The following is a 4263-nucleotide window of genomic DNA, read 5'->3' on the forward strand; positions in this document are numbered from 1 at the left end:
GCAAACCCACCCTGGCCTGGAGCTTCGACCAGGACGCGATCGACGCCGACGCCGCCACCGACGGCTGGTACGCCCTGCTCACCAACCTGCCCCCCGATCAGGCCGACACCGCCACCGTCCTGACCCTCTACAAAGGACAGGAAGCGGTCGAACGCCGCTACTCCGCCTTCAAAGGCCCCCTGGCCGTCGCAGCCCTCTACCTGAAGAACAACCGGCGCATCGCCGCCCTGGTCACCGTCATCTGCCTGGCCCTGCTCATCTTCTCCCTCATCGAACGCCAGGTCAGACACGCGCTGGCCGAACAAGGCCAGATCAGAGTCGAGGGTTTGTATGCCGGACGACCGGCCATCCCCACCGGCAGGCTCATCCTCGACGCGCTGGCCACCATGAAGATCATCCCTGGAAACGGCCAGGACCCGCCGATCATCCCGCAACCGACGGTCCTTCAACTCCGCTTGCTCGACCTCCTCGATACCGACCCTCGGCAACTTCGCTGAAGATCACCGATGCGCGGAAAACGGGTCTAGCCGCCTAGCACACCACCCGGGGCCCTGCCGAGCACGCGGAGGTGTACGGCAGAGTCCCGGGCCTTGGCGAGGATCCCACGTACGCCAAAGTGATGGCGCTCCCGTCCACCTTGGCGGCACTCGGGGTATCCCTGCTTACGCCAAAGTGATGTTGGTCCCGTCTACCTTGATCGGGACCTCGGGGAGTGGGCGGGTCGCCGGGCCCGAGGTGACCGAGCCATCGGCGATGGAGAAGTGCGAGCTGTGGCACGGGCAGACGATCTGGTTGTCCGCCACGCTGGTCACCTTGCAGCCCTGATGGGTGCAGGTCGGGCTGAAGCCCTTGAAAGTGCCCGCCTCCGGCTGCACGACGACAACCTCGCCCAGAACGACGCCGCCACCGACCGGTACCTCGGCCGTGGTCGTCAGGGCTCCGCCCCCGGCGGCGGGCGCGGAGGACCCGGCGGGTTCCGCGGGTGCCGCGGTGGTGTCGCCGCCGCCGGAACAGGCCGCCACGGCGACCCCGGCTCCAGCGAGCGCGGCCACACTGATCGCGTGCCGACGCGTGACGTTCTTATCCACGAAATGCCCTTTCATCCGGTTAACTGGCCCCCAGCCCAGCCAACCACCCGTACCAGGGCATGCTCGCGGTCTTGATCGTATTCTCATCCTTTATTAATGCAGGCCGAGAAGCCAAGCCGAGCTCGCGGGCGATCAGCATGCGCTGGATCCCGCTGCCTGCCCTCACCGCTTCCGAGGAACAACGCGTGTTACCACCCGGCCAGATTGCTGCCGCCGGATCAGAAGGGAGGTTGCCGGTCTCGATCATGGGCACAGCCAAGCAGTGATGTGGCGTCCTCAGGGAAAGACTGCCGAGATTTCGTGCAGCCGGGCCTCTCGGACCCTGAACAAAGGGAGGATCGCTCTACTGATCACAGCACCAACTGCGGTGTGAAAGGGCGATCAAGCGTGAGGACCAGCGTTTACTTCGGCAAATCGTTTCTGGCGCTGTTCACCGCTGCCGCTACCTACGTCCATGGTTTCTGGGCCGGTGGCTTCCTTGAGCTGCGAGCCACCAGCGAGTATTGCGCTGATAAGCCTCTGGCGTTCCCAGCGACCAGTTGGTCCTGGCTTCCCTTGAGGCATCAGTGCCGTTGGCACGATGGTGGCGCCACCGATCTTGTGCCTTGGTACGTGAACCCGGTCGTGTTCATCTGTCTTGTCGCTGCGGCGGTCTGCATGGTGCTGGCCATCCGGACCGCTCACCGCAACCGGATCGACGACACATGAAGAAGCGCCGATCTGCCTTCGCGGATCTAGTTCAGCGGCGTCCGCCGCCGTTGCCACCGAGTTCGTTCCAGGTCAGAGGCCGGAGAGGCCGAGTTCGCGGGCGATCAGCATGCGTTGGACCTCGCTGGTGCCCTCGCCGATTTCGAGGATCTTGGCGTCGCGGTAGAAGCGGGCGACTGGGTACTCGTTCATGAAGCCGTAGCCGCCGAAGATCTGGGTGGCGTCGCGGGCGTTGTCCATGGCCGCGTTGGAGGAGGCGAGCTTGGCGATGGCGGCCTCCTTCTTGAAGGGGAGGCCGGAGCGCATGCGGTCGGCGGCGTGGTAGTAGGCGAGGCGGGCGGTGTGGGTGCGGACCTCCATGTCGGCGATCTTGAACTGGATGGCCTGGTAGCCGCCGATCGCGCGGCCGAAGGCGTGACGTTCGCGGGCGTACCGGAGGGATTCGTCGACGCAGCCCTGGGCTAGGCCGACGGAGAGGGCGGCGATGGCGATTCTGCCCTCGTCGAGGGTCTGCAGGAACTGGGCGTAGCCGCGGCCGCGTTCGCCGAGCAGGTTGGCGGCGGGGACGCGGCAGTCGGTGAAGGCGAGTTCGCGGGTGTCGCTGGCCGACCAGCCGACCTTGGAATACTTCTCGGAGAAGGTGAAGCCGGGGGTGCCGGACGGGACGATGATCGTGGAGATCTCGGGGCGGCCGTCCGCGCGGCGGCCGGTGATGGCGGCCACGGCGACGAAGCCGGTGATGGCGGTGCCGGCGTTGGTGATGAATGCCTTCGAGCCGTTGATCACCCATTCGGCGCCGTCCAGGGTGGCGGTGGTGCGCATGCCGCCGGGGACGTCGGAGCCGCCTCCGGGTTCGGTGAGGCCGAACGCGCCGAGCTTCTCCCCGGCGGCGAGCGCGGGGAGCCATTGGGCCCGCTGCTCGTCGGTACCGAATCTGAGCAGCGGCATCGCGCCCAGGGAGACTCCGGCCTCCAGGGTGATCGCCACCGAGGAGTCCACCCGGGCGAGTTCCTCCAAGGCCAGGCAGAGGGCGAAGTAGTCGCCGCTCATGCCGCCGTGTTCCTCCGGGATGGGCAGGCCGAACAGGCCCATCGCGCCCATCTTGCGGATGATCTCGTACGGGAACTCCCCCCGCTCGTAGAAGTCGCCGATCACCGGGGCGACCACCTCGCGAGCGAAGGACTCGACGGATTTGCGCAGGTCATCGTATTCGTCGGTGAGCATCACGGCTCCTTGGAGAGGGCGCGGACGACGGAGGAGGGGCTGGGGCGGCCGAGCCGCCTGGCCAGCCAGCTGGAGGTGTCGACCAGGGAGCCGAGGTCGACGCCGGTTTCGATGCCTAGGCCGTGCAGCATCCAGACCAGGTCTTCGGTGGCGAGGTTGCCGGTGGCACTCTCCGCGTACGGGCAGCCGCCGATGCCGCCCGCCGCGGCGTCGACGACGGTGACGCCGCAGCGCAGGGCTTCGAGGGTGTTGGCGAGGGCCTGACCGTAGGTGTCGTGGAAGTGCACGGCGAGCGGGCCGGGGCCGCACGGGAAGGACTCGATGAGGGCGCGGGCGTGGCCGGGGGTGCCGACGCCGATGGTGTCGCCGAGGGAGAGTTCGAAGCAGCCCAGGTCGAGCAGGCGCATGCCGACCTCGACGACCCGGGCGATGGGCACCGGGCCTTCCCAGGGGTCGCCGAAGCACATCGAGACGTAGGCGCGGACGCGGACGCCGCTTTCCAGGGCGCGGGACACGACTGGGGCGAACATTTCGAACTGGGAGTCGACGGTGCGGTTGAGGTTGCGCTGGGCGAAGGTCTCGGTGGCGCTGCCGAAGATCGCGATCTCGGTGACGCCGTGTTCGAGGGCGCGGTCGAGGCCGCGTTCGTTGGGGACGAGCACGGGGTAACGGATGCCGGGGCGGCGCTCGAGGCGGGTCAGCAGGTCGGAGGCGTCCGCGAGTTGGGGGACCCAGGTGGGGTGGACGAAACTGGTCGTTTCGATGGTGGTGAGTCCGGCGTCCACGAGGCGTTCGACGAATTCGGCTTTGACGTCGACCGGGAGGATGGCCGCCTCGTTCTGGAGGCCGTCCCTTGGGCCGACTTCGTAGATGGTCACGTGGTCGGGTAGTCCGTCGATGCGGTGCATCAGGCCTCCTCGGGAGTGATGGCGGCCAGGGTCGCGTCCATGGTGACCTGCTGGCCGGGGCGGACGGGGAGTTCGGCGAGGGTGCCCGCGATGGGTGCGGTGACGGTGTGCTCCATCTTCATCGCCTCGACGATCAGCAGCGGTTGCCCGGCTTGGACTCGATCCCCGAGGGCGGCTTTCACCACGAGGACGGTTCCCGGCATCGGGCTGCGAACCGTGCCATCTCCGGTACGGCTTGCGCCGGCGCGGTCACCCGGATCGCCTGGGTGGTGCAAGGTCACCGACCAGGTCCCGCCTGAGGCGATCCACAATGTGTCGTTGTCTCGGGGGGATTT

7 protein-coding genes are annotated in these 4263 nt (G+C 67.5%); 3 read left to right on the top strand and 4 right to left on the bottom strand.

Features of this window, described 5'->3' with window-relative positions; translation table 11 throughout:
- The coding region (locus tag Amac_RS54180; protein ID WP_218041708.1) for a hypothetical protein at positions 1 to 497 on the top strand (497 nt) is incomplete at its 5' end.
- A gap of 165 nt (positions 498 to 662) precedes the next feature.
- Here Amac_RS54180 and Amac_RS47065 read toward each other — a convergent pair.
- Positions 663 to 1088 carry a Rieske (2Fe-2S) protein gene (locus tag Amac_RS47065; protein WP_246269146.1) on the bottom strand — a complete coding sequence of 142 codons (426 nt, stop codon included), beginning with the start codon at positions 1086 to 1088 and terminating at the stop codon, positions 663 to 665.
- A gap of 71 nt (positions 1089 to 1159) precedes the next feature.
- Between Amac_RS47065 and Amac_RS47070 the strand changes: the two genes are divergently transcribed.
- A complete protein-coding gene (locus tag Amac_RS47070) occupies positions 1160 to 1354 on the top strand; it encodes a hypothetical protein (protein WP_155360962.1) in 195 nt (64 codons plus the stop codon).
- Positions 1355 to 1475: 121 nt separating this feature from the next.
- A complete protein-coding gene (locus Amac_RS47075; RefSeq protein WP_155360963.1) occupies positions 1476 to 1796 on the top strand; it encodes a hypothetical protein in 321 nt (106 codons plus the stop codon).
- A 72-nt stretch (positions 1797 to 1868) separates the two neighbouring features.
- Here Amac_RS47075 and Amac_RS47080 read toward each other — a convergent pair whose 3' ends face one another.
- From Amac_RS47080 to Amac_RS47090, 3 genes are all read right to left on the bottom strand, one after another.
- Positions 1869 to 3020: an acyl-CoA dehydrogenase family protein gene (locus tag Amac_RS47080; protein WP_155360964.1), complete on the bottom strand. Its 1152-nt coding sequence runs from the start codon at positions 3018 to 3020 to the stop codon at positions 1869 to 1871.
- Positions 3020 to 3928 carry a hydroxymethylglutaryl-CoA lyase gene (locus Amac_RS47085; protein WP_155360965.1) on the bottom strand — a complete coding sequence of 303 codons (909 nt, stop codon included), beginning with the start codon at positions 3926 to 3928 and terminating at the stop codon, positions 3020 to 3022. The genes Amac_RS47080 and Amac_RS47085 overlap by 1 nt, the downstream gene beginning before the upstream one ends.
- Positions 3928 to 4263, bottom strand: a 336-nt coding sequence (locus Amac_RS47090; protein ID WP_170323013.1) for an acyl-CoA carboxylase biotin carboxyl carrier protein subunit, incomplete at its 5' end; no start/stop codon positions are given. The genes Amac_RS47090 and Amac_RS47085, both read right to left, overlap by 1 nt.

The organism is Acrocarpospora macrocephala, from assembly GCF_009687865.1.
Lineage (GTDB): Bacteria > Actinomycetota > Actinomycetes > Streptosporangiales > Streptosporangiaceae > Acrocarpospora > Acrocarpospora macrocephala.